The organism is Arthrobacter sp. FW305-BF8 (assembly GCF_021789315.1).
Taxonomy (GTDB): Bacteria; Actinomycetota; Actinomycetes; order Actinomycetales; family Micrococcaceae; genus Arthrobacter.
On the sequence record NZ_CP084561.1, the window covers coordinates 3,867,666 to 3,892,041 of the forward strand.

The 24,376-nt window shown below is 66.2% G+C and carries 25 protein-coding genes and 1 pseudogene; 17 read left to right on the forward strand and 9 right to left on the reverse strand.

Translation table 11 applies throughout. From position 1 onward, the window contains the following. Nucleotides 1-139 precede the first annotated feature (139 nt). The 3 genes and pseudogenes from LFT45_RS17440 to LFT45_RS17450 all read left to right on the forward strand — a co-directional run. Nucleotides 140-541: a YidH family protein gene (locus tag LFT45_RS17440; RefSeq protein WP_236804858.1), complete on the forward strand. Its 402-nt coding sequence runs from the start codon at nucleotides 140-142 to the stop codon at nucleotides 539-541. A gap of 3 nt (nucleotides 542-544) precedes the next feature. Further along, a complete protein-coding gene (locus tag LFT45_RS17445; RefSeq protein WP_236804859.1) occupies nucleotides 545-898 on the forward strand; it encodes a DUF202 domain-containing protein in 354 nt (117 codons plus the stop codon). A 147-nt stretch (nucleotides 899-1,045) separates the two neighbouring features. Then, nucleotides 1,046-1,402, forward strand: a pseudogene (locus LFT45_RS17450) (response regulator transcription factor); the annotation flags it as partial. Between the two features lie 55 nt (nucleotides 1,403-1,457). Here LFT45_RS17450 and LFT45_RS17455 read toward each other — a convergent pair. Together LFT45_RS17455 and LFT45_RS17460 are read right to left on the reverse strand one after the other, a co-directional pair. Continuing rightward, a complete protein-coding gene (locus tag LFT45_RS17455; RefSeq protein WP_236804860.1) occupies nucleotides 1,458-1,610 on the reverse strand; it encodes an alpha/beta fold hydrolase in 153 nt (50 codons plus the stop codon). 25 nt (nucleotides 1,611-1,635) lie between these two features. Continuing rightward, a complete protein-coding gene (locus LFT45_RS17460) occupies nucleotides 1,636-1,968 on the reverse strand; it encodes an alpha/beta fold hydrolase (RefSeq protein ID WP_236804861.1) in 333 nt (110 codons plus the stop codon). A gap of 181 nt (nucleotides 1,969-2,149) precedes the next feature. On the opposite strand from LFT45_RS17460, the gene LFT45_RS17465 reads away from it, so the two are divergent. Together LFT45_RS17465 and LFT45_RS17470 are read left to right on the forward strand one after the other, a co-directional pair. Further along, nucleotides 2,150-3,580 (forward strand): FAD-binding oxidoreductase, encoded by a 1,431-nt coding sequence (locus LFT45_RS17465; protein WP_236804862.1) that lies wholly within the window; start codon nucleotides 2,150-2,152, stop codon nucleotides 3,578-3,580. Between the two features lie 201 nt (nucleotides 3,581-3,781). Continuing rightward, entirely contained in the window at nucleotides 3,782-7,273 is a 3,492-nt protein-coding gene (locus LFT45_RS17470) for a chitobiase/beta-hexosaminidase C-terminal domain-containing protein (protein WP_236804863.1), read from the forward strand. A 119-nt stretch (nucleotides 7,274-7,392) separates the two neighbouring features. Here LFT45_RS17470 and LFT45_RS17475 read toward each other — a convergent pair whose 3' ends face one another. Together LFT45_RS17475 and LFT45_RS17480 are read right to left on the reverse strand one after the other, a co-directional pair. Continuing rightward, complete coding sequence (locus LFT45_RS17475) at nucleotides 7,393-8,067, reverse strand: class I SAM-dependent methyltransferase (RefSeq protein ID WP_236804864.1); 675 nt, start codon at nucleotides 8,065-8,067, stop codon at nucleotides 7,393-7,395. Beyond that, on the reverse strand, nucleotides 8,049-8,225 hold the full coding sequence (locus LFT45_RS17480) for a hypothetical protein (protein ID WP_236804865.1): 177 nt from the start codon (nucleotides 8,223-8,225) through the stop codon (nucleotides 8,049-8,051). Before LFT45_RS17480 ends, LFT45_RS17475 begins: the two co-directional genes overlap by 19 nt. 181 nt (nucleotides 8,226-8,406) lie before the next feature. Between LFT45_RS17480 and LFT45_RS17485 the strand changes: the two genes are divergently transcribed. The 4 genes from LFT45_RS17485 to LFT45_RS17500 all read left to right on the forward strand — a co-directional run bounded on the left by LFT45_RS17485 (nucleotide 8,407) and on the right by LFT45_RS17500 (nucleotide 12,391). Then, nucleotides 8,407-8,703, forward strand: a complete 297-nt coding sequence (locus tag LFT45_RS17485; RefSeq protein WP_336885584.1) for a hypothetical protein — start codon at nucleotides 8,407-8,409, stop codon at nucleotides 8,701-8,703. A 180-nt stretch (nucleotides 8,704-8,883) separates the two neighbouring features. Then, the gene (locus LFT45_RS17490) at nucleotides 8,884-11,031 is read left to right on the forward strand and encodes a heavy metal translocating P-type ATPase (protein ID WP_442863570.1); all 2,148 of its coding nucleotides are present in this window, start codon (nucleotides 8,884-8,886) and stop codon (nucleotides 11,029-11,031) included. A 98-nt stretch (nucleotides 11,032-11,129) separates the two neighbouring features. Further along, nucleotides 11,130-11,603: a hypothetical protein gene (locus LFT45_RS17495; RefSeq protein WP_236804866.1), complete on the forward strand. Its 474-nt coding sequence runs from the start codon at nucleotides 11,130-11,132 to the stop codon at nucleotides 11,601-11,603. 146 nt (nucleotides 11,604-11,749) lie between these two features. Continuing rightward, the gene (locus LFT45_RS17500) at nucleotides 11,750-12,391 is read left to right on the forward strand and encodes a DUF305 domain-containing protein (protein ID WP_236804867.1); all 642 of its coding nucleotides are present in this window, start codon (nucleotides 11,750-11,752) and stop codon (nucleotides 12,389-12,391) included. 171 nt (nucleotides 12,392-12,562) lie between these two features. On the opposite strand, the gene LFT45_RS17505 is transcribed toward LFT45_RS17500, so the two are convergent. Further along, entirely contained in the window at nucleotides 12,563-13,363 is an 801-nt protein-coding gene (locus tag LFT45_RS17505) for an SDR family NAD(P)-dependent oxidoreductase (RefSeq protein WP_236804868.1), read from the reverse strand. Nucleotides 13,364-13,466: 103 nt separating this feature from the next. Between LFT45_RS17505 and LFT45_RS17510 the strand changes: the two genes are divergently transcribed. Next, nucleotides 13,467-13,982 (forward strand): MarR family winged helix-turn-helix transcriptional regulator, encoded by a 516-nt coding sequence (locus LFT45_RS17510; RefSeq protein ID WP_236804869.1) that lies wholly within the window; start codon nucleotides 13,467-13,469, stop codon nucleotides 13,980-13,982. A 51-nt stretch (nucleotides 13,983-14,033) separates the two neighbouring features. Here the strand turns inward: LFT45_RS17510 and LFT45_RS17515 are convergent, their stop codons facing one another. Both LFT45_RS17515 and LFT45_RS17520 read right to left on the reverse strand, forming a co-directional pair. After that, entirely contained in the window at nucleotides 14,034-14,525 is a 492-nt protein-coding gene (locus tag LFT45_RS17515) for a hypothetical protein (RefSeq protein ID WP_236804870.1), read from the reverse strand. Between the two features lie 229 nt (nucleotides 14,526-14,754). Then, the gene (locus tag LFT45_RS17520) at nucleotides 14,755-16,053 is read right to left on the reverse strand and encodes a glycosyltransferase (RefSeq protein ID WP_236804871.1); all 1,299 of its coding nucleotides are present in this window, start codon (nucleotides 16,051-16,053) and stop codon (nucleotides 14,755-14,757) included. Between the two features lie 201 nt (nucleotides 16,054-16,254). On the opposite strand from LFT45_RS17520, the gene LFT45_RS17525 reads away from it, so the two are divergent. Further along, nucleotides 16,255-17,160 (forward strand): trypsin-like serine protease, encoded by a 906-nt coding sequence (locus tag LFT45_RS17525; protein ID WP_236804872.1) that lies wholly within the window; start codon nucleotides 16,255-16,257, stop codon nucleotides 17,158-17,160. A gap of 84 nt (nucleotides 17,161-17,244) precedes the next feature. On the opposite strand, the gene LFT45_RS17530 is transcribed toward LFT45_RS17525, so the two are convergent. Continuing rightward, nucleotides 17,245-18,063 carry an SGNH/GDSL hydrolase family protein gene (locus LFT45_RS17530; RefSeq protein WP_336885585.1) on the reverse strand — a complete coding sequence of 273 codons (819 nt, stop codon included), beginning with the start codon at nucleotides 18,061-18,063 and terminating at the stop codon, nucleotides 17,245-17,247. A 278-nt stretch (nucleotides 18,064-18,341) separates the two neighbouring features. On the opposite strand from LFT45_RS17530, the gene LFT45_RS17535 reads away from it, so the two are divergent. The 6 genes from LFT45_RS17535 to LFT45_RS17560 all read left to right on the forward strand — a co-directional run bounded on the left by LFT45_RS17535 (nucleotide 18,342) and on the right by LFT45_RS17560 (nucleotide 23,153). Then, nucleotides 18,342-19,298 (forward strand): hypothetical protein, encoded by a 957-nt coding sequence (locus LFT45_RS17535; protein ID WP_236804874.1) that lies wholly within the window; start codon nucleotides 18,342-18,344, stop codon nucleotides 19,296-19,298. Nucleotides 19,299-19,365: 67 nt separating this feature from the next. Beyond that, nucleotides 19,366-19,836: a hypothetical protein gene (locus tag LFT45_RS17540; protein ID WP_236804875.1), complete on the forward strand. Its 471-nt coding sequence runs from the start codon at nucleotides 19,366-19,368 to the stop codon at nucleotides 19,834-19,836. 453 nt (nucleotides 19,837-20,289) lie between these two features. Continuing rightward, the gene (locus tag LFT45_RS17545) at nucleotides 20,290-20,628 is read left to right on the forward strand and encodes an ArsR/SmtB family transcription factor (protein ID WP_236804876.1); all 339 of its coding nucleotides are present in this window, start codon (nucleotides 20,290-20,292) and stop codon (nucleotides 20,626-20,628) included. Next, nucleotides 20,628-21,605 carry a TIGR03086 family metal-binding protein gene (locus LFT45_RS17550; RefSeq protein WP_236804877.1) on the forward strand — a complete coding sequence of 326 codons (978 nt, stop codon included), beginning with the start codon at nucleotides 20,628-20,630 and terminating at the stop codon, nucleotides 21,603-21,605. Before LFT45_RS17545 ends, LFT45_RS17550 begins: the two co-directional genes overlap by 1 nt. A 26-nt stretch (nucleotides 21,606-21,631) precedes the next feature. Next, nucleotides 21,632-22,069, forward strand: coding sequence for an SRPBCC family protein (locus LFT45_RS17555; protein ID WP_236804878.1), 438 nt, complete (start codon nucleotides 21,632-21,634; stop codon nucleotides 22,067-22,069). 403 nt (nucleotides 22,070-22,472) lie between these two features. Next, nucleotides 22,473-23,153, forward strand: coding sequence for a haloacid dehalogenase type II (locus LFT45_RS17560; RefSeq protein WP_236804879.1), 681 nt, complete (start codon nucleotides 22,473-22,475; stop codon nucleotides 23,151-23,153). A 121-nt stretch (nucleotides 23,154-23,274) separates the two neighbouring features. On the opposite strand, the gene LFT45_RS17565 is transcribed toward LFT45_RS17560, so the two are convergent. Beyond that, nucleotides 23,275-24,327 (reverse strand): ABC transporter permease subunit, encoded by a 1,053-nt coding sequence (locus LFT45_RS17565; protein WP_236804880.1) that lies wholly within the window; start codon nucleotides 24,325-24,327, stop codon nucleotides 23,275-23,277. Nucleotides 24,328-24,376 lie beyond the last annotated feature (49 nt).

Sequence of the window (24,376 nt, forward strand, 5' to 3'; positions counted from 1 at the left end):
CAGGGCTTCATGTTGCTCGGGGCAACCTAGGGAAAACTTGGGGCGCCCTCGAGCCCGGGCATGTCCTGACATACTTCAGCTGTTACGCGTGCGGGACCAGGTTCAGGGGCGACTTAGCGGCAATGGCTAGACTGTGACCGTGCCGTCCACCCCGCCATCGCCGTCCGGCCCCGACCCTCGCAGAGGCCGGTTCGCCGAAAAACTCCTGCCCGGCGGCACCGAGCCTGACCCGCGTTTCACCCTGGCCAATGAGCGGACGTTCCTGGCGTGGATCCGCACGTCCCTGGCCCTTCTCGCCGGAGGCATCGCGGTGGAGGCCTTCACCACCGACGTCTTCCCGGAGCCCGTCCGACGTGGCCTGTCGGTCCTGCTCCTCCTGCTGGGCATGCTGCTGAGCGCCGGGTCCGCCATTCGCTGGCTCCGGGTGGAGAGCAGCCTGCGCTCGAACCGGCCGTTGCCCCTGCCGCTGATCGGTCCGCTGCTTGCCGCCGGCTGCGCCGTCGCAGCGGCGGTGGTGATCGCCGTCGTCGTTCTTGCCTGAACCATGAACGAAGACCCGGCCACCGCTCCCCCGCCCGACGACGGTCCCCTCCACGGTGATCCGGGACTGCAGCCTGAGCGCACCGCGCTCGCCTGGGGCCGGACCGTCCTGACGCTGATTGCCGCGAGCGCGATCTGCCTCCGCTGGCTTCCGGACCAGGGGCCGTTCGTGCTGGCGATGTTCGGGCTTACCATCGTGGCCGGGAGCGGCATCTACCTGACGCAGCGGCGGCGCTACCGGCGCAGCGTCGAAGGGATCAGGGCGGGGCGCCTGGCGCCTGATGCCGCAGCCGTCTTCTGGACCGCGGGCGCGTGCGTCACGCTTGGAGCGCTCGGCATCTGGCTGGTGCTGTCCTGACCGGGTGAGCCACGTCACGAAAAGCGCATTTTCGAATCCGACAAAATTAATGCTGAAAAAAGACTCGTACGCTTGTACCGTGTGGTGTGGGCGAACTTAGAGCTGGTGCTGGGCCGGTTCAAGGATTCGCCAGACCTGGAGTTGACCATGACCAGCTTGGGAGTGGCAGTCGTTGTCGAGGACGACGCGGATATGCGAAATCTTCTGCGGGCAGTCCTGGAGCAGACGGGATTTACCGTCTACACCGCAGCCAGCGGGCTTGAGGGGGTCGACCTGGTGCGGCGCCGTCAGCCCCGCGTTGTTACTGTCGACGTCGGCCTTCCGGATATCGATGGCTTCGAAGTCCTGCGGCGCATCCGGCAGTTCAGCTCAGCCCGGGTGGTGATGCTGACGGGCCGCGCCGACGAATCGGATGTCGAGGAAGCGCTGCACCGCGGGGCCGACGAGTACGTCACGAAGCCGTTCCGGCCCAGGGAACTGCGGACCCGCATCGAGGCGCTGGTTGCCGCCGGGACCGCGGGCCCGGTCCACTACGCCGTATAGCTCAACGCGGTATAGCTCACCGGATCGCCTCCTGCCAGAACTCGTCTACGCGCGCATTCCAAACGTCAGGGATCTCCTGGAAGGGCTGGTGGGATTCCTCCGGCATCACCTCGAAGCGCGCACCCTGTATGCGCTGGGCTACGGCCTCGCCCAGTTCCGGCCGGCTCATCGGATCCACCCGCCGGCCAGGAACTTCAGGAAATCCCCGGTGGACTGCTGAGCACCAGGCTGCGGACCAGCTCCGGGTACCGCAGGGCAAGCTCCTGGGCGATGATGCTGCCGCCGGAGAACCCTGCAACATGCGCTGCGGAGATGCCGAGGCCCCGCAGCACCGCAGCCGCGTCGTCCGCCATCGCCTCGACGGTGGGCTGCCCCTCCGGCATGGCGGTGCGTCCCGCGAGCCCGTCCAGCTGGAACTGCCAGGACTCCACCGTATCCCCCAGCCCGCCGATCAGCAGGACATCCGGGCCCTCGCCCACCTGCTCGGTCCAGATCTCGAGCTCCCCGGCTTTCACGTACCGCCCCATTGCGGCCCTCCTGTCTCGGGCAATCCACCCGTAATCTACTCTCCTGCGGGTGGGGCGCCTAGGTTATTTCCGTTGTCCGGTGCTGCGGGCGAATCTATACTGTGGACACCGCGAGACTGTGGACACCGCGAGCGGTTCCAGTGCCCTGGCGGCGGGACTTTATCCCCGGACGGTGAGACCGATGAACACGATGCACCAGGCGGAGCAGGACGGCGAAACGGACGGCGCCCTGCGGGAGCTGCGCAGGCACCTGGCGGGGCAGGTGATCGAACCGCAGGATCCGTTGTTCGACGAGGCGCGGGCGGTCTGGAACGGCATGATCGACGTTCGTCCGCGGGCCGTCATCCGGGCGGGGGCCATCGGAGACATCGATCCCGTCCTGCACACGGCCCGCAGCACCGGCCTGCCGCTTGCCGTCCGCGGAGGCGGGCACAACATTGCCGGGCACGGGACGGTCGACGGCGGCTTGGTGCTGGATCTGGGCCAGTTACGCAACGTGGAGGTCGACGTCGAACGCCGGCTCGTGACCGTGGAGCCCGGGGCGACCCTGGCAGACGTGGACCGTGCTACCGCCGCGCACGGACTGGCCGTGCCGCTCGGGGTGGTCAGCGCCACCGGCGTTTCGGGACTGACACTTGGCGGAGGGGTGGGCTGGCTGACCCGGTCCAACGGGCTGAGCCTGGACAACCTGGACAGCGCCGACGTCGTCACCGCCACCGGGGAGCACCTGCACGCCAGCGAACAGCAGAACCCCGAGCTGTTCTGGGGATTGCGCGGCGGGGGCGGCAACTTCGGGGTGGTCTCATCCTTCACCTTCCGCGCCCGGCCGCTGCCGGCTGCCGTGCTGGGTGGAAACCTCTTTTACCGCCCCACCCGCTGGAAGAGCGCGCTGAGCGCCTTCGACCGGTGGACGCAGGACCTGCCGGAGGAGATGAACCCGATCATCTCCTTCCTGGTGCTCCCGCCCGACTTCGAAATGGGCGAGGAGCCGTGGATGATCATCGGCCTCGCCTGGACTTCGGAGAACCACCAGCCCGGTCTCGAGCTGATTGCGCAGCTCCGGGAGGCCGCGCCCCCGGACGCGGAGGAAGTGGGGCCGGCCCCCTGGGTGAAGTGGCAGGCTGCCATGGACAGCCTCTTTCCCAAGGGCTCCCGCGGGTACTGGAAGAACGTGTCGTTCTCCCGGATGGATGATGTGGCCATCGACGTTCTGGCCGGTTTCGCTTCTGAGGTGACATGGTCCGGAACCGGGATCGACATCCACCACATGCAAGGGGCCTTCGGGCGCGTGCCGGAGGACGCTACAGCGTTTCCGAACCGCTCGGCGAAGTACTGGCTGAACATCTACGGCTTCTGGCAGGACGCCGCGGAGGACGCGCGGCTGAGCGCGTTCGCCCGGAAGGCCCACGCCCTCATGCAGCCGTTCGGCGAGCACGGCCAGTACGTCAACTTCCTCGGGGCAGAAATCGGGCAGGACCCCATCGAGGCCGCCCGCCAGGCCTACGGGCCGGACACCTATGACCGGCTGGTGGAGCTGAAGAACCGCTTCGACCCCGACAACCTTTTCCGCCTCAACCACAACATCGTGCCGACTTCCGCGCAGGAGGCCTGAGCCGGGGCGTTCGACACCTGGTTCATGACCCCCCAAATGGGTGGAGTTCCACGTAGTTGGGCAGCAGGGCCTAGGAAAATCCCAATGTCCCTTTAGCAAAGTGAGCGCGGGGGCTCAATTGCACATGTTTTTCCACTGCCCCCGCCAGCACATATGCCAACAGGGGGGCACAACATGAGAGTTGAGCATCAAGACAAAAGCATGCGGTCTAAAAACCGCGTGGCACGACGCCGCCGCGCACTGGGGGCGGCAGTTGTAGGCGCCGTCATGCTGTCAGGGCTGAGCGCCCTGCCGCCGGCCGTCGCGGCACTGCCGGCCGGCGGTTCGGGACTGTCGCAGGCGGCGATGGCGGGAATTCTGCCGGCGGCCCTACCCGCGGGTCCCGCTGGCGTGGGCCCGCTCGACCCGGCCAACGGCTATCCGTACTGGTACGCAGACGGCGGAGATGAAGCCAAGGGGCTGGACCCCGTTCGGCTGGAACTGTGTATTGATGCCCAGGACTGCCCGGTTATCGGCATCGACTACGATCCAACCCAGCCGCTGGCAATTCCCGGGAACTTTCCGGAAGAATCCTTCTGGTGGTCGGGCGAAACATCGCTGACAATGCCAGGCGGGGAATCCGCGCGGCTGATTATGGCCCAGGAAGCGGCATTCTCCGGCGTCGGGGAAGTGGCCCAAGGACAGCAGAACGGATTTGCCCGGCTGCGGCTGCGGCTGGACGACGGCGTACCGGGCAAGCAGTACACCTTCACCCACCCGTACGGGGTCGAGGTCCTGACCGCTGATGATAGAGGCCGGATCCGCTACACCGAGGACATCGGATGCATGCAGCAACCATGTACCTGGGACGAGCCCTCGAACGGACGCCTCGGCCCCTTCCTGCGCTGGGACCCGGCCGTGGCACCGGCGGCACCAGAAGGGTTCATCGGTGATCCGAACGTCGAGCACAAGGTCGTGGGAAGCCCTAACAACACGGACTACTTCCAGGTCTCGGTCCCGGCTGACGCGGCCGGCAGCGCCGGGAGTGCGCGGACGGATCTTTTCGCCGTGCAGGGCAAAATCGCCACGCTGAAAGCCGGGGTGGACAAGCCCGGGGGCGTCTATAACTCCAAGCAGACGGTCAGGATCCAGGCGTCCCTGCCGGACAAGGCGAAGATCATCTACACGACGGACGGCACCAATCCAGGCTTCAACGAAGACGGCACCGTCAACGGCACGGAGTTCGTTCCTGCCGCGGGCGACCTGGCCGCGGCAGCCGCCGTCGAGCTGGCCACACCGGGCCTGACAACCCTGAAGTACATGGCAGTGGACCCCGAGAACAACGAGAAGGCCACCGCCGTCTACACCGAAGAATACGAACTCGACGCTACCCGGCCCTGGCTCGAGGCCAGTCCGGACGCGGCCGCAGGTCCCCTTGCCGGGCCGCAGACGGTAACCTTCACGGGGACCACGAACGACCCGTCCGTCGCGCCGGACATCTACTACACGACGGACGGTACGGCCCCGGGCCTGACGGAGGAAGGCGAACCTGCTGGCTCCACCCGTGAGTACACCGGTCCGATGCCTCTGGCCATGTCCACCACCGTCCGGGCAGTCGCCATCGACCCGGCCACCGGCACCGCGGGCGAGGTACGTTCGTTCCCGTTCAAGGTCCGCAACCTCTCGGAGGTCGGCCCGCTTGGCGAGCACGGTTTCCCCCTGTGGCTGAAGGACAACGGCTGGGAAGGCCAGGACCCGGTCCAGTTGGACCTGTGCCTGGATGACCCGCTTTGCCCGGTGGTGGATGTCCTGCCCGACCCGGCGCAGCCGTCATCCTTTCCGGACAACTTCCCCGGCGAGGCGTTCTGGTTCTCGTCCGACGCGGAAATAACGGTGGGCGCCGAGGACATCCGGCTGACTCTGGCCTCGGAGGCGGCCTTCGGTGCGGACGCCGTACAGGACAAGGCGCAGATCGGCTTCGGCCGGGTCCGCGTCACCGGTGACGCCGTCTTCGAACCCGGCGCCACCTACCGGTTCACGCACCCGTACGGCGTCGTGGAGCTGACCGCGGACATCGACGGCAACATCAGCTACACCGAAGACCTGGGCGCCCTGAACGCCACCGGCGACTTCTCCGGGATGCTGGAGACCAAGATCGGGCCGTTCCTTCGCTGGACCGAAGGTGCGCCTGAAGGCTACCTCGGCGACGGCGCCACGCCGCACGCCGTGACCGGCAGCCCGTACGACACCAATTTCTTCAAGATCGAGAAGATTGTTTCAGCCGGGGGTGACGTCCTGGACGACCCGGAGGTCCTCGGCGAGACCGACCAGTTCGTGGTCCAGGGCCGGAAGACGGGTGCGACCGCACCCGTGACGCCCGCCCCCACGGCAACCACGGCCGGCGGCGTGTTCGCCACCGACCAGCTCGTGGCGCTGACGGCCACTCCGGGGAACGCGCAAATCTTCTTCACCACCGACGGCACGGACCCGACGACGGCCAGCACGCTGTACACGGGACCGATTCCCATCACCACTGAGGGCGCTACCACTCTGAAGTTCATCGCGGTGGCCTTTGGAATCGCCTCCGAAGTGACGACGGAGACGTTCACCGTGGACAAGACGGCACCGGTTCTCACCGCCAACGTTGAGGGTAGCGAGGTCCCGGCGGATACGGCAGTAACACTGTCGGCCAATGAGACCGCGTCGATCTTCTTCACCACGGATGGCACGGAGCCCACGGCCGACAGCACCCGCTACTCGGCACCGGTGCAACTCGCAGCTGGCCAGACCCTGCGGGCCCTCGCGATCGATGCCGCCGGCAATGCCAGCGGCGTCGGCAGCTGGACCGCTGCCGAAGGAACCGGTGGCGGCGAAACCCCCGGCGGCGAGACGCCAGGTGGTGAGACGCCAGGTGGTGAGACGCCAGGTGGTGAGACGCCAGGCACCTCAAACGGGGACTCCATCCGCCGCGACTTTACGGGCGATTCAAAGGCCGACTTCCTCGCAACTGACGCCTCCGGCAAGATGTGGCTGTCCGTAGGCGACGGCAAGGGGGGCTTCGCACCCCGGAAGCACGTCGCGTCCGGCTGGAACATCATGACCAGCGTGGCCAGCGCCGGTGACAACGACGGCGACGGCAAGACGGACCTGGTGGCCCGCGACAAGGCCGGCAAGCTATGGCACTACGTGGGCAACGGCACCGGCCGGTTCGCTGTCAGGAAACTCATCGGATCGGGCTGGAACATCATGACCAGCATCGTGGCTGCCGGAGACTTTAGCGGCGACGGAAAGGCGGATGTGGTGGCCCGCGACAAGGCCGGCACCCTGTGGCTCTACCCCGGCAACGGCAAGGGCAACTACCCGACGAGGAAGAAGATCGGCGGCGGCTGGAACATCATGAACGCCATCGCCGGTGCCGGTGACGCCAACGGCGACGGCAAGGCGGACCTGGTGGCCCGCGACAAGGCCGGCACCCTGTGGTTCTACCCCGGAGACGGCAATGGCCGCCACGCGGCGAGGACGAGGATCGGCGGAGGCTGGAACATCATGAACGCCATCGCCGGTGCCGGCGACGCCAACGGCGACGGCAAGGCCGACGTGATCGCCCGGGACACGGCCGGCACCTTGTGGCTCTACCCGGGCAGGGGCGACGGACAACTCCAGCTCAGGAAGAAGATCGGCGGAGGCTGGAACATTATGAAGAACATCTTCTGATCCCTTACTAACCACCCAGATCCGAACAAGCACAGCGGCCCCCTGCCGGTTATCCGGCAGGGGGCCGCTGTGCGCCGCGATGCGTGGGCCGTCCGACTGCTTTGCGCGACCGCGGGCGGTCAGCCACGCGGTCCCGGGCTGGTGGCATGGCCGAGGATGTGCGCCACGGGCGGGGTCAGAGACTGGACGGCGAAGCCGAACCGCTGGTTGTCCCGGATGGTGAACCCGGCCGCGGTGATGGCGCCAAGGGTGTCCCGGTTGGGGTGGCACCCTCCGGCCAGGCGCTGCCATGCCGGCGTCAGCAGATCCTCGACGGCGGCCAGGACAAGGCGGTCAGAGCGGACGTGTTCGTAGTAGGCCAGGGTGCCGCCGGGGCGCAGGACGCGTCGGATTTCGGCGAGGACGGCCGCCGGGTCCGCAACGCTGCACAGCACAAGGCTGGCGACGACGGCATCCGCACTGCCGTCGTCGGCCGGGATCCGCTCGGCTGCCGCCGGTACCACCGTCACTTTGACGGGGGCGGTCTCGGCACGGTTCAGGGCGAGGCTTCTGAGGTAGTCGTCGGGCTCCAGCGCTAAAACGTGTGTGACTGCCGGCGGGTAGAGCGCAAAGGCGGATCCGTCCCCCGCGCCGATCTCGATTACCGTCCCGTGCAGGCCGGCCAGCATCCGGCGGCGGTGTTCCGTGGCCCCGCGGCGGTTCATTTCCTCGACGGCGCGCGCATAGGCGCGGGCGAACCGCGGGTGCTGCAGGTGCTTCAGTCCGCCGGCGCCGGTCAGGTCCGCGTTGTCCATTGCGTTGACTCCTCGCGCTGTCTCTGGGCTTCGAGCTTTTCGGCGTCATACGACCTGAGGCCGTGCTTCACCCCTAGGCGGATGATCCAGTACAGCATCGTGGCGATGAGTATCGCCGGCACCGCGAACATAAGCACGGCTGCCACAATTCCAAGCATGTTTCCCCCTGTGAGCATCTGATGCTTCGCACAGCTTCTCACGGGAAGCGGTCGCTCCGCGTCCGGACGGGAGCCGGGCGGCCTGGATTTGCCGCCGGTTCCTACTGCAGCCGGACAGCCAACGTGAGAGCGTATGAAGAACAAGGCACAGGTTGCGGACTTGCATCGCGAAGGGGCACAGGTGACGGACAACGACGGCCGCGAACAGATCATCAGCGACTACAGACGCGCCTGCGCAACACTGGGCGACACGTTGGCGGTCGCCCGCGATGAGGATCTGCGACGGCGGAGCTCGGGAACCCGCTGGACCAACGAAGAACTCCTCTTCCACATGGTCTTCGGCTACATGGTGGTCCTGGCCCTCCTCCCCCTGGTGAGAATCTTGGGCCACCTGCCTCCCCCGCCCGGGAAAGCGTTCGCCCGTCTCCTGAACGCCAGCACACGGCTCTCCACTTCGACTTCCATGCCAAACAACTGAGCCTGCCTCTTGTCGAGGAGCAGCCGCCCCAGAACAACAGCCAAACCGACCCTTGACGCATATACCCCCTGGGGGTATATTTGGCGTGTTGTCAGTGAAGTGGTATGTCCAGGGGCCTCCCTCCCCGTCACAGCCGTTCAACCCCAGCGCACCCATCCGTCTTCATGGAATTGAACTGACATGCGTGAACCGAATAAGCCCCTTGGCCTGCCGTTGACCCCCTTAGCTCCGAAGGCAACGGCTGAACACGCGGAACACGGCGCACCGGACGTTCCGGTACCAGCCGCAACAGGAGCAAGCGTGGGTCACGACACCCACGACGACCACATGGTCCATACCCAGGGCCAGCATGCCGGGCACAGCACGGCGATGTTCAAGAACCGGTTCTGGCTGACACTGGCGCTGGCGGTTCCGGTGGTGTACTTCAGCCCGATGTTCGCCCACCTCCTCGGCTACATGCCGCCCGAATTCCCCGGGACGGCGTGGATCCCGCCCGTTCTGGGCACGGCCATCTTCGTCTACGGCGGGATGCCCTTCCTGATGGGCGGGCTGAAGGAGATGAAGGCCCGGCAGCCCGGGATGATGCTGCTGATCGGGATGGCCATCAGCGTTGCCTTCGTTGCCTCCTGGGTGACGAGCCTGGGCATCGGGGGCTTCGATCTGGACTTCTGGTGGGAGCTGGCCCTGCTGGTGGCCATCATGCTGCTGGGCCATTGGATCGAAATGCGCGCCCTGGGCTCGGCGCAGGGCGCCCTGGATGCCTTGGCGGCACTGCTTCCCGACGTGGCCGAACGCATTACCGATGTGGGCACCGAAACCGTCAGCGTCGCCGAGCTCCGCGCCGGTGACCTGGTCCTGGTCCGCTCCGGCGCCAGGATGCCCGCCGACGGCACCGTGACCGACGGTACCGCCGAATTCGACGAATCAATGATCACCGGCGAGTCGAAGACCTTAACCCGTTCCGCCGGTGACCCTGTTGTCGCCGGGACGGTCGCAACGGACAACACAGTACGGGTCCGGGTCACCGCCGTCGGGGACGATACCGCACTGGCCGGTATTCAGCGCCTGGTCGCCGAGGCCCAGGCCTCCTCGTCCCGGGCACAGGCCCTGGCCGACCGCGCCGCGGCCTTCCTGTTCTTCTTCGCCGCCGCCGCCGGAATCATCACCTTCATCACTTGGACACTCCTGGGCAGCGTTCCCGATGCCGTGACCCGCACCGTCACCGTGCTGGTGATCGCCTGCCCCCATGCCCTGGGCCTGGCCATTCCCGTGGTCATCGCCATCTCCACCGAGCAGGCCGCCCGCGCCGGGGTGCTGATCAAGAACCGAATGGCCCTGGAGCGGATGCGGACCATCGACGTCGTCCTGTTCGACAAGACCGGTACCCTGACCAAAGGCGAACCCGAGCTCAAGGACGCAAGCGCGGTGGAAGGTACGAGCCGGGACGAACTCCTGGCACTGGCGGCAGCTGTCGAGTCCGACAGCGAACACCCCGTTGCCCAGGCGATCGTCCGCGCAGCACAGCATCAGGGACTCCGGATTCCCCGTGCCACCGGCTTCACGTCCATGACGGGCCGAGGTGTCCGCGCAACCGTTGAGGGCAGGACGCTGGCGGTGGGCGGACCGGCACTGCTTCGGGAATCCGGAACCACCGAGCCGGCGAAGCTGGCAGTCTCCACGCGGGGCTGGATGGACCGCGGCGCCTCCGTGCTGCACGTCATCGACGGCGACCGGATTCTCGGTGCGGTGAGCGTGGAGGACGCCGTCCGTGACGAATCGCGCCAGGCCGTGGCCGCCCTGCAGAGCCGTGGCATCAGGGTGGCCATGGTCACCGGCGACGCCCGGCAGGTCGCCCAGTCCGTGGCCGCCGAGCTGGACATTGACGAGGTCTTCGCCGAAGTCCTGCCCGCCGACAAGGATAAGAAGGTCGCCGAGCTCCAGGCCCGCGGGCTGAAGGTCGCCATGGTGGGGGACGGCGTGAACGACTCACCGGCACTGGCCCGCGCCGAGGTCGGCATCGCAATCGGTGCCGGCACCGACGTCGCAATGGAATCCGCAGGGGTGGTGCTGGCCGGCAACGATCCGCGGGCGGTCCTGTCCATGGTGGACCTGTCCCGGGCCAGCTACCGGAAGATGTGGCAGAACCTGGTCTGGGCCACCGGCTACAACGTGCTCGCCGTGCCGCTGGCCGCCGGGGTCCTGGCCTTCGCCGGTGTCGTCTTGTCCCCCGCCGCCGGAGCCGTGCTGATGTCAGCCTCCACGATTGTCGTCGCCCTGAACGCCCAGCTGCTGCGACGGGTGAAACTGAATCCGTCCCGAGTTCGTTGAACCCAGGAACATTGTGCGTCAGCAAGGGGCTCCCGCAGGACAGGGCCGCTAGTCTTAAAAATGACCCCGGAATCCGCCGCGGAAGGAGGAACGACGTCATGCCCGCACCCCTAAAGCGCCTCATGAGGGCGTTCCTTTGGGCCGGCGAACTGACCGCGGTCCTGGCGGTTGTCGCCGGCATTCTGGGCATGCATGTGATCACCGGCAACCATTCGATACACTCCATGACGGCCATGAGCGCGCGGACACCTGGAGGACTGCTGGCACTCCATACGGAGGGGCCAGCTGAAAGCCACCCCCACCCGGCGTCCGGCTTGCACGCAGTTCAGGAAGCCGCTGACCACGGCATGGGTTCCGTGGACCGGTGCTGCGGCAGCTGCTGTACCGGCATCCAGACCATGACCGTATCCTGCACGCCGTCAGCGAAGAGCGGTTCCCTGGCCGCCCCGCTGCCAGGAACCAGCGTGTTCGGCGCCGTCCCCGGCACGACCGCGCCCGGATCCGCGGCCGGCAGCTATTCCTATCTTCCCGGAGGTCCTTCACCGGGGGCTCTCTGCATCAGCCGGACGTAAAAAGCAGGCGGCAAAAGGAACCCCGCCGGAGCCTCTCTTCGGCACCAGCCGCGGGCCTGCCCACAGAGGCCCTTCGGCCTATCCATGCGCACGCGCCTCCCTTCTGGAGACGCACCCAGACGATTTTTTTGAAGGACCTGATTTTCATGACCAAGAAGTTTCTGACCCTCTCCGCCACTGCCCTCGCCGCGACCTTTGCCCTGACCGGATGCTCCACCGGAACAGGGCCCGGCTCCACCGGCGCCTCAACAACCGGCACCGAAAGCGGCTCTAGCTCTGCGCCGGCCAGCAGCTCCGCCGCTGCCACCGCTGGGCACAACGCCGCCGACGTCATGTTCGCCCAGATGATGATCCCCCACCACGCCCAGGCGGTGAAGATGAGCGACATGATGCTGGCCAAGCAGGACATCCCCGCAGAAGTGGCCGCCCTGGCCACCAAGATCAAGGCCGCCCAAGGACCGGAAATCGAAACGATGACCGGGTGGCTCACCGGCTGGAACGAACCCACAAAAGCGCCCACCGGGCACGACATGTCCACTCACGGCACCGGCGGCATGGCCGGGATGATGAGCGACTCGGACATGAAGAAACTCGACGCCGCCCAAGGTAACGAGGCGGCAAAGCTCTTCCTGACACAGATGATCGGTCACCACCAGGGCGCCGTCATGATGGCCAAAACCGAAACTGCCGGCGGGAAGAACCCCGACGCCGTAAGCCTCAGCAAGGCCATCGTCACCGCGCAGGAGGCCGAAATCCAGGAAATGCAGGCGCTGCTGGCCAAGCTCTGAACTGTCCCTGTCTGGCTCTTGGCCGGCATCGGAACGTCCGGTGCTGGCCAACGTCAGGCTGCTTGCGGGTCTGCGCGGTCACTCAGGCGGTCCCGGGCTGGTGACGTGGCCTTGCGTTGACTCCTCGCGCTGTCTCTGAGCTTCGAGCTTTTCCTCAGTCTCTCACGGGCTTCAGAGCATCGAGGTGAGCACGCCTCCATCGGCACGCACGGCAGTCCCGTTTGTCGCGGATGACAGTGGACTTGCAAGGAAGACGGCCAGGTTCGCGATTTCTTCAGGCTCTATGAACCGCTCAAGGAGCGAAGTCTGATTTCCGCCGATGATGGCCGCTTTGAGCTCACTTGCCGTGAGCTGCTGCGTCTCGGCGATTTGCTCGATTGTTTCGGCCACACCGTCTGAATAGGTAGGTCCGCCGAGGATCGTGTTTACCGTAACGCCAGTACCACGGGTGAGTTTGGCAAGACCGTTGCTCAAGGCGAGCAGTCCCGCCTTGGTGACGCCGTAGTGCGTCATGTCGGCAGGGATGTTCACTCCAGACTCGCTGCCGATGAAAATGATCCGGCCCCATCCAGCGTCGATCATCTTGGGAAGGATTGCACGCGACAGCCGCACACCACTCATGACGTTGACGTCGAAGTAGCGCCCCCAGTCATCATCAGAAATTTCCCCGAAGGGTTTCACTTCGAAGAGTCCGACATTGTTCACGAGGATGTCGATGCCATCGAGCGAACCCACCAGATGCTGTACCTCGGCGGGCTCGCGGAAGTCAGCAGCAATGCCTGCGACGATCGCGCCGGGCACCTCTGACCTCAGTTTCCGCACCGCACTCTCGACCCGACTCTCAACGCGCCCGTTGATAATGACAGACACTCCCTCTCGGAGAAGCGCCTTCGCAATGGAGTAGCCAATGCCCTTGGTGGAGCCACTGACGAAGGCCCGCTTGGTCGCTAACTGCATTTCCATGATCTGCATACCTCACCTATTACTTGCTTGGGAAACAAAACACTAGGGGCAAATGCTTGCCCAAGCAACTGAATGAGCGGCGAAACCCGTCTGGATCTCGTACTCTGGTCGTATGACTAATACCCGCCCTCCGGACGTTCTTGATGGGGATGACCTTGAGACCTGGGCGGGACTGGCTACGGTTCTGGAGTGGTTGCCGCCCGCGCTCGATGCGCCGTTGGTGCACGGTTTTGACCTCACGCACTTCGAGTACGGCATCTTGTTCGCATTGGCTGGCACACCTGACCGGACACTTCGCATGAGTGATCTGGCCGGCTTCGCCAACAGCTCGCTCTCACGACTGTCCCGCGCGGTGTCACGGCTGCAGAGCCGAGGCTGGGTTCAGCGCTCCCAGGACCCCAAAGACGGCAGATCCACCCGGGCAAGTCTGACCGACGCCGGCCTCGAGGTGCTCGATGAGGCAACTCCGGGTCATGTCGACACCGTCAGAAGGTTGGTCCTCGACCCGCTAACAGCTGCCCAAAGACGCCAGCTGCGTGACATCACCTTGCGCATCCAACAGGCAATCAGAACACAGGAGGGATGGCGACCACCGCGAAGTGTCCGCTCTTCCGAAGCATCGGACTAGGGCTGCGGCATCGCCTGGCGAGACTTACCGTGCCACAACACGGCGGACAACTCAGGACGACAATACTTCGCTAGCGGAATCTGCGAACTTTTGGCGTAGTTCGACAATCTTCGGCCGTCCGAGACGGTCTACGCGCTCATAGAGCGCCTGGAGCTGAGCACTCGATTGGTCGTAGCTTCTTAACATCAGATACCTCTCGTACAGCTCTTGCGTAAGCGCACTGGCAGCCTCTTTAAGTTTCTTCGGGGAGAAGAACTCCATGCCCCACGCCGAATTAACGAACTGCCTATTTGTCGTTTCCAAGCTGTTCAGGTAGGTATTTACGTCGTAGACCGTCGGTTGCGACAGCGCGTTGAGGTAATCCAGTTGTGCGTCCTCAAACAACCTGGAATCCGTCAGGTATTGCTTGTAAGCGACTACGCGCTGATCCCTTGTAAATTGATCCCGAGCTCGTTTGTTTTCTTCCTCAATGCTTCGCTCGCTTGACTGTTGGGCCCTGTTCGCTGAATTTTCGCTGGCTTGGAAAGCCATCTGGGCGGTCACTAGAGAGAAACCTCCGCTGACCACAGACCCAGCCAGAACCCCGGCCAAACCCCATACGGCGGGGTTACGCACTCCCCTCGACTTCGTGCCCCCCGGCGCCCCTGAGTCGAGCGATTGTTCGCTTGAACTCATAGGAAAAAGGATAATGCCGAGAGGAACTGACCGGAACAGGGTAATCGCCTATTTACGCCCGCCTGCCCGCTAGCAGCCCGCGAACCACACGGGTTGTCTAGGCGTCTGGCTGGCGCTGTTCCGGCTCGCCCACCCGCAGCATCGCTTCCATCTGGTCGATCAGCCCGTCCACGCCGGGGGAAGCCGCAATCGCCGCCCCGATCCGCTGGCTTCCGGCCCGGTACCGGCCGTCCCCCAGAACCTTCCGCACGGCGTCGCGGATGGCCTCCGGCTTCGGCCGGCCCGTCTTGAGGTTAATTCCGACGCCGGCCCAGGCCACCCGGGCGGCACCCTCGGGTTTGTCCTCCGTGTCCCCCGCCACCACGATGGGCACCCCGTTTTCCATCGCGTAGTGGAGGCCGCCGTAGCCGCCGTTCGTGACGTAGACGTCCACCTTAGGCAGGAGCTCAGCGTCCGGGAGGAACTCGGCGGCGCAGGCATTGGCTGGGAGCGGCGGCAGCGCGTCGAGCGGGCGGCGGCCAGTGCTGACGACGACGGTCACGTCCTCCCCGGCAAGCCCCTCCAGCGTGGGACCGGCCAGGGCCGTGAAGTCCTCGTTGGAGACGGTCCCCTGCGTCACGTAAACCACGGGCCGGGAGCCATCGAGCTCGCCCCACCAGTCCGGCTTCGGCGTCACGGAGGCGGAGGCGGCATGCCGGGACATCGGGCCGAAAAAGCGCAGGTTGCCCGGCGCATCCGAGCGCGGATACTCGAATTCCTCCACCGTGAACTGGGCGACGAGTTCGGTCCGGCGGGCCCAGTCCAGAATGAACAGCCCGTCCAGCCCCACGCCCACCAGCTCGCGGGTCAGGGCGTCCACCCGCCGCTGGCTGTCCTTCAGCACCACATTGGAGACCAGCCAGTTCATTGCCTGGTTCCTCAGGCGGGCACCCGGCCCCTTGCCCGGCGCCAGCCCGGAGCCGTAGGGGGCGCAGTCCCGGCTGGACAGCGTCAAGGGCAGGATGCCGCAGGCGATGATAGGTGGCCGCTTGTTCCGCGGAAGCCTGGACAGCGTGGCGGCGCCCACGAAGGTGACCTCCGCCAGGACCGCGTCCGTCGGCTCGGCCGCGACCGCCGCTGCCAGCGGCAGGTACTGGCCGCGGGCAGGCTCAATCACCAGCCCCTGGATGCCCTCGCGGATCGCCTGGACGCCGGTGGCCGCGCTGGATTCGGTCGCGTATTCGGCGCCCGGTCCCAGCGGGAGAAACTCAGCCCCGATGGCCTTTACTGCATCCTCATACGCGGGGCCGGTGAGAAACCGCACCCGGTGGCCGCGGTCAATCAGGCGGCGTGCCACTCCGAGCATGGGCGAAACGTGGCCGTCGTGGGGGCCGCTGCAAACGATGACTGATGACATGGCTGGAGCCTATGGCCTGCGGCGCCCGGAAAATAGCCCTAGCCGAGTTCGCCGGCGCCGGTCCTGCACGCGCCGCGGTACCCGCCCCCGGGTGGTACCTTAAGTCACCGCCACATTCGGCGGTGACTACACTGTTTGGCGCCTGCCGCGTGCTCCGACGTGCGCTGCCGGCTGTCCGTGCATGAGGAAGCTGGGGCTTGTATGCGCATTTGGAAGAAACTACGCGCCCGCGGCGGTGCCGCCGTCGTGCTGGCCGCTGCTACGGTGCTGGCCCTGACCACGGCCGTCCCGGCCGGCGCGGTCACCGGTGACTACGCCAAGGACACCGAGCACCCCTTCGTGGGGCTGGTTGTCTTCTACGGTCCCAACGGCGAGTTCCACCACAGGTGTTCGGGCTCCCTGCTGACGCCCACCGTGTTCCTAACAGCAGGCCACTGCACCGCCGGTGTTTCCGCGGCACGGGTCTACTTCCAGCAGGACGCCGGCGTGGACTGGAGCCCTGAGACGGGAACGGATCCGGACACCGGCTACCCGGGCCTCTGCGCCGAGGGAACGCGGGGAAGCCAGTGCGCTGAGTCGGAGGAACTGCACAACTACGGCTACACCAGCATGGCCGAGGTACCGGAAACCAAGGACGTCGGCCTGGTGATCCTGGAGCAGCCCATCGCGCTCGAAGAATACGCGCACCTCGCGGCACCGGAGACCCTGGACACGCTGGCCACCAGGCGCGGGCAGCAGGAAACAACCTTCACCGTGAGCGGCTACGGAATCTCGGAGGTCAACCCGGTTTCCGACACCTCATTCCGCGAACGGCTCATGGCCACGTCCAAGCTGACGAACCTCACCAGCGCGAGCGCCGACGGCTACAACGTCCAGACCAACGGCAACGGGAAGGGCCTCGGCGCCACCTGCACCGCCGACTCTGGCGGGCCGCTGTTCTACGGCACGGCGGCGTCCAACACCATCGCCGGCATCACCTCGTTCAACCACAGCCGCTACTGCAAGGGAACGAACTTTTCCTACCGCACGGACCGGCGGGACGTGATCGACTGGATCACCGCCACAGCGGGCGACGCGGGCGCGGATATCGTCGTCGGGACGCCGTAGGCCGGGCCGTCGGACGGGCACGACGGCGGCCGGCCAGCCGCCGCCGTCTTACGCTCACCCATGCCGTCGCCCGGTTTCCGGGCGCTACGCCAGGAACTCAGCCACGGCCTTCACCGCAACGGTCCGCACAGCATAAACCGGGGCGAACACCGGCCGCTTCGGCAGCAGGGGCGCGGGCGCCGGATGGTCGTGGACACCCGGCAGGGGAATGCGCGGCGGCGTGATGCGCTGCCAAGCCCACGGCAGGAAGTAGGTGCGGGCCCAGGCCAGGTCCCCGGCCCTGGCATCGCGCCAATTGCTGTGCGGCAGGGCCTTTGGCTCCAGCGGCTGCAGCGAATGCTGCACCTGCAGGGTGTCCAGCACATGCATGGCGATGGTGTGGTGGCCCAGCGGCGAGAAGTGCAGCCGGTCCGGGTCCCACATCCGCGGATCCCTGAGACCGGGCAGCGTCCACAGGTCCACCAGCAGACAGTCATGCGCGGCAGCGACGATCCGGATGTTCTCGTTGAAGATGGCTATCCGGGAGCGGCTGCGCCCCAGGATGGGCGTGCGCCGCCAGTCCGGCCCGGCGAACAGCATAATGGTGGCACCGGTGTCACTCAGCCGTTCAACTCCGGCTTCCAGCTTGGCCGCCAGCTTGTCCGGGTCGGTGCGGTGGAACACCATGTCGTTCCCGCCGGCCGACAGCGTGATCAGATCAGGCTTCAGCTCCATTGCCGGTTCCGTCTGCTGGTCAAGAATCTGGTCCAAAAGCAGGCCGCGGATGGCCAGATTGGCGTAGGCAAAGTCTTTCCGCTCCGCACTGAGCTCCTCTGCCACCCGGTCCGCCCAACCCCGGAGCCCTCCGGCGCAGCGTTCCTCGGGATCGCCGACGCCCTCGGTAAACGAATCTCCGATTGCCACATACCGGCTCCAGGGGTGTGGGGCCGTTGCGTCCGCAGCGACGTTCCGGGGTCCAAAGTTGCCGATGTTTTTCATCGCCTCGTCCTCTCCCTTACGCCCCTGGCGCGGTACGCCTGTGGCGTTATCCAAGGAACGCTTGAACCCTCCGGGAAATTCCGAAAAACATCACCCGTTTGTGAACTTTTTCCAGAAGATAACTTAATCCATTCGGTGTACTATCTAGCTGCCCGCTCTGTTTGCGTGCGCCCCCCGACCACCCATGCACGCAAGGAGCCGCAGTGAGTCTGCCCGATGAACTGACCGACCATGGACTTCCCCCTCACCAGGCGAAGCGGACTCCGGCCAAGGACGCCGCACTGGGGTCGCTGCTCGGAATCCTGGCTGGACTGCTGGGTTTGGCACCCTGGCTGATCACCGGGGCACGGCTCCCGCTCCAGAACTTGTGGGGCGCCGAGGTCCTTCCGGATCAGATGCCGGTCTCGCTGCTGCCGCTGAGCCAATACAAACTCACTACCCTGGTGGCCCTCCTCACCGCGGGCGGTGCGGTGGCCGGACTCGCCCTGCGCATCTGGCAGCCCGCCCAGCGGCGTCTGGTGGCGTGGTGCGCCGCATCCGGCGTCCTTGCGGTACAGATCACGGCGGCCGCACAGTCATTCATGGTGCTCGACGGCGGCCTGACGGGCGGGACGCTGGCGAGGATTTACTTCGCCGGCCTGCTGGCGGGCACTGTCGCGTCGATCACTGCGGGCCTCGTGGCGTTCCTGCTCTTCCGTTCGAATCCACGTGCCCTGGCTGCGCTCGGCGCCGGGCTGGTGGCGGTGCCGTTCACGTCATGGGCTGTGCTGTGGCTTGTCGGCTTTGTTGGGCAGACCAACCTCCCCGCCGCGGTGCCGTCGGCGGCGCGCTGGGTCCCGGCGCTCATCGTCGGCTGCGCCCTGGCGTGGTGCGGCCTTCGTCCTGCGCGGCGGGGTGTCGTCTGGCTCGCAGACCTGGCGCTGTTGTGGGTGGTTCCAGCCCTGTTCACCTCTGTCAGCTACGTCCTCGGCACGCGCGTCGCGGCGGGCGACCTGCAGGAGATGCTGCTGATGAGCAGGCAGATTCTGGCCGCCACACTTGGACCCGCAGGCGGGGCACTTCCCACAGTCCTGCTGGCCCTGGCCATCGCAACGGCGGGGCTGGGCATCCGGTCTGTTGCCGCCCGCCGTGCCGGTGATCCGGTTGGCTCCGCCCCATAGGCCATCGGCTCCCCCGATGCTAGATTCAAGGCACCTGCGCCCCTCTGACGTGCAAGGAGCTTCCAATATGCTGATCGGCGGCCTTCCGGCCCACATTCTCCTGGTCCACGGCGTCGTCGTCTTCGGGCCGCTCGCCGGCCTAGGCGCCGTCATCTACGGTCTGGCTGGCCGGACCCGCCGATATCTCGCGTGGCCGCTGGGCGTGCTGGCACTGATCCTTGCCCCGATGGCGCTCATCACCGCGCAGGCCGGTGAGCAGCTGGAGGAGACCCGGGGCGCCACCGACGCCATCCAGGCCCATGCCCAGCAGGGCGACATCCTGAAGATCGCCGCCGTCGTCTTCTTCTTTGTAGTGGTGCTGATGCTCGCCGTCACCTTCGCGCCCTTGGCCGAGCGGGTCCCGGCGCTGGCCGGGCTCCAGCGCTCCCGTCCCGCCCGCATCGCGGCCCTTACGCTGGGCGTGCTCGCCGGGCTCTTTGTCATCTACCAGAGCGTGATCGCCGGGCACTCCGGCTCATTCTCGGTGTGGGGCGGGTAGTTCCCGGCTTACCTGGCCCCTGTGCTGGCCGCCCCTGGGCTGGCCATGCCGGGAGAAGCGTCACGTTCGGCGACCGTCCAAGCGGGTCCCCAAGGTAGCCCCAGCTTTCCCCAAGGGAGGCGGGACAGAGTTGTCTCACTAGCAGAGGCCGGCTATCGCGGGGCAAATGATGGCAGGTTTAGGCGCCGGGCCCGCAATGTCCCCCATGCATTCCGGGCCCGGCGGAAAGGCTCCTTCGTCCGCGCCATTGCTGCAGGCATTCCTTGGGTTTCAGGCGCCTGCCCAGCGGCGGACAGTGCTGTTGGTCAGGCTGATTAGCACGGCCGCCTACCAGCAGGCCTTCCAGATGCTTGCCTTTTCCGCTTGCCACGGCTCCGTACCCGGACGGGCGCTAGCGTTCTGGTGCCCGTTTACAAGAGAGTCGGGGACGACCGCTTGCACAATACGTTAGCGATGACTAACGTATTTATTGTGCCTGATCTTCTGGAAGTTGCCGCGGAGCCAAACAGGCGGGCACTCCTTCGGCTCCTTGCGGAGGGAGAGCGGACGGTGACGGAGCTGTCCGGACATTTCTCGGTCAGCCGGTCGGCTATTTCCCAGCATCTGTTGCTGCTGTCCGAAGTGGGGCTGGTATCGGCCCGGAAGGACGGCAGGAACAGGTACTACAGCCTGGACGCAGCAGGAATGGTCCGGCTGCGCGAAGAATTTGACGCTTTCTGGACCAATGAACTGGATCTGCTGGTGGCTGACGCCAGCCGGCTCCGCCCACCAACATCGCAAGGGAAAATCTGATGTCATTTAACAAAACTGTCTTCCTTCCGGTCGATCCGGATGCGGCCTTCGCACTCATCACAGAGCCCGAGAGGCTCCGCCGCTGGAAAACCGTGGCGGCCAGGGTCGACCTCCGCGTCGGTGGAGACTACCGCTGGACCATCACTCCGGGCCATGCCGCAAGAGGCACCTTCACGGAAATCGAGCCCGGAAAACGCATCGTCTACACGTGGGGCTGGGAAGGTGACGACCAGTTGCCGCCGGGCGCCTCTACCGTGACCGTGAACCTGGAAGCAGTCGACGGCGGAACGACCGTCCAACTGATCCACGAAGGGCTGACAGCGGAGCAGGAAACTGGCCATGCTGAGGGCTGGAACCACTTCCTGGGGCGCCTGGTACTTTTGGCCACGAGCGGCGATGCCGGCCCCGACGAGTGGTCGGCAGCCCCGGACCCCATCGACGAACTCGCCAGCGCCGAAGCCTCCCTCGCCGTGGCCCAACGCGTCCTGCAGGGACTCAAGGACTCGGACATGGACGCCCGCACACCCTGCGAGGACTTCACCGTTGACGGTCTGCTGGGCCATCTCTTCGGCTCGATTGCATCGATCGGCAAGGCTCTTGGCACTACCGTTCCTGCCCGGCCGACGGCGTCGCCAGAAGTCCGGATCGCCGAGGCCTCGCAGATCACTCTGGAAGCGTTCCGTGTCCGCGGCCTGGAAGGAAGCCTGGACATGGGCTTCGCGGAGCTCCCCGCGACGCTGGTCGCAAGCATCCTGAACCTGGAACTGCTGGTGCACGCCTGGGACTTTGCCAAGGCCACCGGGCAAGAACTCGCGGTCTCGCCGGTCCTCTCGGACTACGTGCTGGGCCTCGCCCGGAACACCATCAGTCCCCAGATGCGGGGGGCCAGCTTCGCCGAAGAGACGCTGGTCGATGAGTCGGCGGCGAGCATGGAGCGTCTCGTCGCATTCACCGGCCGCGAGGTGGCCGGCATCTGATGCTCCGCTGGCAGAAGGAAAAGACAATGGTTGACGTACTGACAGAGATTGTCATCCACCGGCCGCGCGAGGTTGTCGCCAGCTATGCTTCGGACCCTGAGAACGCTCCCGAGTGGTATACCAACATCAAGGCGGTCAATTGGGAATCCGCGCCGCCACTGAGGGTCGGATCCCGGCTGGCTTTCCGGGCTCACTTCCTGGGCCGGAACCTGGACTACGTGTACGAATTCACCGAGCTGGACCCGGGCAAGAGGCTGGTCATGCAGACAGCGCAGGGCCCGTTCCCCATGCAGACCACCTACACCTGGGCGGACGCTGACCACTCCTCTACCCGCATGGCACTGCGCAACACCGGCAAGCCCGCTGGATTCTCCGCGGTAATGAAGCTCGTCATGGCACCGACGATGCGCCGCGCGATGCAGAAAGACCTCGCCAAGCTGAAACAGATCCTGGAGGCTGCCTGACCACCGTGCGTACGCGCACGACACGGCCGGCCTCGAGGAATCCCTGCCCGGTTTGATTCACACCGGCGGGGAAGGCGGAAGCCGGTGCGCCACGCCTTATGAATCGGCTACTCGATCGTGAAAGCAGAAAGCCTCGCGGGGGCCAAGGCACTGGCCGACGGCCATCCATTCCTGTCCGACGGCAACGGAAAGTTCACCCTGGAGATCTTCGAGCTCGGCGAAATGTAGTCTCACGCCGAACTACCCCGCCGTCCGGGTCGACCTATGCCCTGCCATGACAGCGGTGATTTCCAGAACGTGACCGTCCTGGGCGACGGAGAATACGGCGCTGCCCTGGCGCAGTTCTGTCCGGGAAGGCGGCAGACTTGCACTGGAGACGTACACGCGACCACAAGGAGAATCAATGAGCACCGCCATCTCTGTCATTGTCTTTGATGTGAACGAAACCCTGTCGGATATGTCGCCCATGGGGGAACGCTTCAGGGAAATCGGAGCGCCAGCTGACCTGGCCAAACTCTGGTTCGCTACGCTGCTGCGTGACGGCTTCGCACTGACGGCCAGCGGAGACAACGGATCCTTCGCCGCCATCGGAGCCGACGCGCTCCGGGGACTTCTGACCGGGGTGGAGCTTAACCGCCCTCTCGACGGGGCGGTCGAGCATGTCATGGGCGGCATGAACGGCCTCGGGGTACATCCGGATGTTCCCGAGGGGATCAGCGCCCTGGGGGCTGCAGGGTTCCGGCTGATTACACTCACCAACGGCTCAACCCAGATCGCAGAGAAGCTGTTCAAGGCCGCAGGGATCCGGGAGGTGTTTGAGTCGCTGCTTTCGGTCGAAGACGCGCCCGCCTGGAAGCCTGCCCGGGCCTCCTACGAATACGCCGCCGCCGCCTCCGGGGCTGATCCGGCCGGCATGCTGCTGGTCGCCGTGCATCCGTGGGACATCCACGGCGCCACCCGTGCCGGGCTCCGGACAGCGTGGCTGAACAGGACCGGGGGTAGCTACCCGGACTACTTTGAAGCTCCTGAATTCATAGTCACAGCCCTGACCGAGCTTCCCGCGGCCCTGGCAGCAGCGCACTGACGAGGACCGGGCCCCCGCCCGACGGAAGCAGGAAGTACGGTACCCGTCCGACGCCGTGGCCGACGTCGGTCCCGTAAAGCACCAGCCGCACAGCGAGCAGCACCTGTCCAAGCGTTCGGTATCACGGAGTGAGGTCGCGGCGCCGGAACAGGTAGGCAGCGATCCCTGCTCCGGCGAGGGCAATGGTGGTCAGGGTCAGGGCAGCTTCGGGGTCGAACGGCTCGACAGGCATCGCCGCGGAGTGCCGGAACGGGCTAACATCCTGCAGCCAGGCAGGCAGGCGCAGCAGCTCACCGAACTGACCCAGGACCAGGCCGCCGGCCAACATGGCCCACCCCAACGGAATACTCACCCTGGGCACCGCGGCGAAGGCCACCGCCGTTGCCGCGACGAAGACGGCGGCGGCCGGGACGTGCGCCAACGCGGAGCCGATCAGCAGGCCGGGCGGGCCGTTGCCCACGCCGGAGAGGGTGAGGCCGGCGGTGGCCGCGGTCCCGGCGACGGCGGCCACGACCGTGGCAGAGGCCGCGGCGAGGATCAGGTTCGCGCCAAGCCACCGGGCCCGGGAGCGGGGCGTGGCCAGGAGGAGTTCGGCCCTGCCCTCGGCTTCCTCTGTGCGGAGCCGCAGCATGGCCTGGATGCCGGCGGCAGCGGCCAGGACACCGGCGATGCCCAGCAGGGCAGCGGTGAACACATCGATGATCTCTGCCCGGGTCCCCGGGACGAGGCGAAGGATCAGCTCCCGGAGTGAGTCATTGCCGCCGATCACGTCACTGACCACGGGCCCGAGGCTCCCGGCGATGCCATCGAGCAGGGCTGCGAAGAGGCACCAGCCGATCAGGGTGGGCTGCTGTTGGCGCCACGCCAGGCCCAGGAAGGAGGCACCACCCGCGCCGGCTCGCTCCGGGCCTGCACGTTCGGGCAGCAGGCTGGCGCCCAGATCCCTGCGATTTCGGAGCACCATGACGGCAACGGCCAGGGCGGTGGCCGCTGCGGCCAGGACCAGCAGCGGCGCGGGGTCAGCGGCAGAGAAGGGCCTGGAGCGTTGGCCCCACCCGATGGGCGAGAACAGCGAAACCCATCCGCTGGTGACCCTGGTCAGATCGGCGGTCGGCGTGCCGAAAGTCTTCACGAGCCGTGTGGCGTCAATGACCGGATCTGCTGCTGAAGTCATGGCGGAGCCCGTTCCCTCGGTCCAGCAACAACGACCGAGGCGGCTGCCA

Bases quoted from the DNA above. Each gene is read 5' to 3' on its own strand.
- LFT45_RS17445 (WP_236804859.1), top strand. From the start codon at position 545: ATGAACGAAGACCCGGCCACCGCTCCCCCGCCCGACGACGGTCCCCTC.
- LFT45_RS17455 (WP_236804860.1), bottom strand. From the start codon at position 1,610: ATGAGCCGGCCGGAACTGGGCGAGGCCGTAGCCCAGCGCATACAGGGT.
- LFT45_RS17460 (WP_236804861.1), bottom strand. From the start codon at position 1,968: ATGGGGCGGTACGTGAAAGCCGGGGAGCTCGAGATCTGGACCGAGCAG.
- LFT45_RS17465 (WP_236804862.1), top strand. From the start codon at position 2,150: ATGAACACGATGCACCAGGCGGAGCAGGACGGCGAAACGGACGGCGCC.
- LFT45_RS17470 (WP_236804863.1), top strand. From the start codon at position 3,782: ATGCGGTCTAAAAACCGCGTGGCACGACGCCGCCGCGCACTGGGGGCG.
- LFT45_RS17475 (WP_236804864.1), bottom strand. From the start codon at position 8,067: ATGGACAACGCGGACCTGACCGGCGCCGGCGGACTGAAGCACCTGCAG.
- LFT45_RS17480 (WP_236804865.1), bottom strand. From the start codon at position 8,225: ATGCTTGGAATTGTGGCAGCCGTGCTTATGTTCGCGGTGCCGGCGATA.
- LFT45_RS17490 (WP_442863570.1), top strand. From the start codon at position 8,884: ATGCGTGAACCGAATAAGCCCCTTGGCCTGCCGTTGACCCCCTTAGCT.
- LFT45_RS17495 (WP_236804866.1), top strand. From the start codon at position 11,130: ATGCCCGCACCCCTAAAGCGCCTCATGAGGGCGTTCCTTTGGGCCGGC.
- LFT45_RS17500 (WP_236804867.1), top strand. From the start codon at position 11,750: ATGACCAAGAAGTTTCTGACCCTCTCCGCCACTGCCCTCGCCGCGACC.
- LFT45_RS17505 (WP_236804868.1), bottom strand. From the start codon at position 13,363: ATGCAGATCATGGAAATGCAGTTAGCGACCAAGCGGGCCTTCGTCAGT.
- LFT45_RS17510 (WP_236804869.1), top strand. From the start codon at position 13,467: ATGACTAATACCCGCCCTCCGGACGTTCTTGATGGGGATGACCTTGAG.
- LFT45_RS17520 (WP_236804871.1), bottom strand. From the start codon at position 16,053: ATGTCATCAGTCATCGTTTGCAGCGGCCCCCACGACGGCCACGTTTCG.
- LFT45_RS17525 (WP_236804872.1), top strand. From the start codon at position 16,255: ATGCGCATTTGGAAGAAACTACGCGCCCGCGGCGGTGCCGCCGTCGTG.
- LFT45_RS17540 (WP_236804875.1), top strand. From the start codon at position 19,366: ATGCTGATCGGCGGCCTTCCGGCCCACATTCTCCTGGTCCACGGCGTC.
- LFT45_RS17545 (WP_236804876.1), top strand. From the start codon at position 20,290: ATGACTAACGTATTTATTGTGCCTGATCTTCTGGAAGTTGCCGCGGAG.
- LFT45_RS17550 (WP_236804877.1), top strand. From the start codon at position 20,628: ATGTCATTTAACAAAACTGTCTTCCTTCCGGTCGATCCGGATGCGGCC.
- LFT45_RS17555 (WP_236804878.1), top strand. From the start codon at position 21,632: ATGGTTGACGTACTGACAGAGATTGTCATCCACCGGCCGCGCGAGGTT.
- LFT45_RS17560 (WP_236804879.1), top strand. From the start codon at position 22,473: ATGAGCACCGCCATCTCTGTCATTGTCTTTGATGTGAACGAAACCCTG.
- LFT45_RS17565 (WP_236804880.1), bottom strand. From the start codon at position 24,327: ATGACTTCAGCAGCAGATCCGGTCATTGACGCCACACGGCTCGTGAAG.